The sequence below is a fragment of the Priestia sp. P5_B4 genome (assembly GCF_056400385.1).
Genome location: NZ_JBFULJ010000840.1, coordinates 1 through 1,658 on the forward strand (window position 1 = coordinate 1; position 1,658 = coordinate 1,658).

General features: G+C 40.2%; 2 protein-coding genes. Both read right to left on the reverse strand.

The features are described 5' to 3' along the window. Positions 1 to 864: sugar kinase (locus tag AC1DRF_RS26550; RefSeq protein WP_477742137.1), on the reverse strand; the 864-nt coding region annotated here is incomplete at its 3' end. Continuing rightward, positions 857 to 1,612, reverse strand: a complete 756-nt coding sequence (dagF, locus tag AC1DRF_RS26555; RefSeq protein WP_043979334.1) for a 2-dehydro-3-deoxy-phosphogluconate aldolase — start codon at positions 1,610 to 1,612, stop codon at positions 857 to 859. The genes dagF and AC1DRF_RS26550, both read right to left, overlap by 8 nt. Positions 1,613 to 1,658 lie beyond the last annotated feature (46 nt).

A 1,658-nucleotide genomic window follows, 5' to 3' on the forward strand; every position in this document is an offset into this window, starting at 1 on the left:
ATATAAAATGCCGCTTGTATAGGCGTCTCCTGCGCCTATTCTATCATAGACAGAAAAAGTAATCGTATCAGAAAATGTAAATGTATGATTTTTATATATAAAACCGCATAAAGAGTGCTTATTGTTCTTATTAATAGATCGGTGCGTACCGGCTACGACAGAAAGACCGTACTTCTTTGCTACCTTTGGAATTAGTTTCATCAGCTGCTTTCTTCTGCTTATTTCTTCTGTTTCCATCTTAAGAATGTGCATAGCATCTTGTTCATTCATCATTACGATATCTGCAAGGTACAGCATATCTTCATAATGAGGTTTTGCGCTTTCATATCCTTCATCTCCCCATAGAGACGGGCGGTAGTTACAGTCAAATACGACCATACCACCGCGTTCTTTTACCGCTTTGGCAAATGATTTCATATAGGATCGGACGGAATCATTCATTGCTAGAGAGATTCCACAAAAATGCACCACACCTACTTTCTCCGCAATATTCTCAAAATCATATATGCCTTCAGGAGCTCTGTTGAAGCTGCTTTCTGAACGGTTGGTATATGTAACTCGGCTAGATCGGGACCCAAATCCATTTTCTAAAAAATACATACCGACATGTTTTCCGCTGCGTTTAATAAATGACTGCGAAATACCTAACTTTTTAAGATAAGATACAGCCGCATCTCCCACAGCGTTATCCGGTAAAGMAGTGATCAAATATCCCGTATATCCGAAGTTCGCCAACCCCGCCGCTACATTTACCCCTGTACCAGAAAACGAATAGCTTAATGTATGAGCTTGAGAGAGTAATTCATATCCTGGTACTTGTAAACGCATCATTACCTCTCCAAATGCTGCAAAGTTCTTAGCCATGCTGATCAACTAACTTTTTCATCTTTTCGAGGAGCTCACGTACATCATTTACTTTTGTTTTTCCTGTTTTCTGGTCAATGATTGACGAATAAACATGCGGAATAATTTTTGGGACGTCGGCTTCCAAAGCAATACGCAAAATTGTTTCAAAGTTTTCTTTATCAATTCCTCCAGTTGGCTCTAAAGCGAATTCTTCTTCCCCGCAAGCGTGTGCCACAGCTCGGAATTCCTCTTCATAGCTTAACCCTTTCATAGGAAAATACTTGAGCGCGTTTCCTCCCATATCACGTACTAGGGCAATAGCTGTTTTGACTGGTACAATAGCTTGTTCATTATGCGCTGCGCTAACTGGGCCAGTCGAAATATTTACGTAGCCGACTTTGCCGGTTGGGGATACTAAACTATTAATCCAGCTATCCTTTTCACCTAGATTAGCACGTGTTGCTCCAACAGCAGGAAATACTTGATTAATATGGCTGCCAGCATAATTCTTTGCAATTTCTGCTACTACAGCTGCTTGGCGATTGTCTCCAGCACCTAAACCAATTGATACTGCTCCATCAATTTCCTTTCCGTATTCTTTCATTGCTTTTACTGCTTCTTCTACAGTAGAATAATCCTTGGATAACACGCCTACTAATACATGCCCTTCTGCAGCCTCAAATACTTCTTTGGCATTTTCGACACTGTTTGCTAATACGTTTAATGCTGCACGCTCTTTATAAAAACGTTTTGTAATGTTTGACATGTCAGTTTCCTCCTACAATTTCGCGTATTCTAGACTCAATTACATG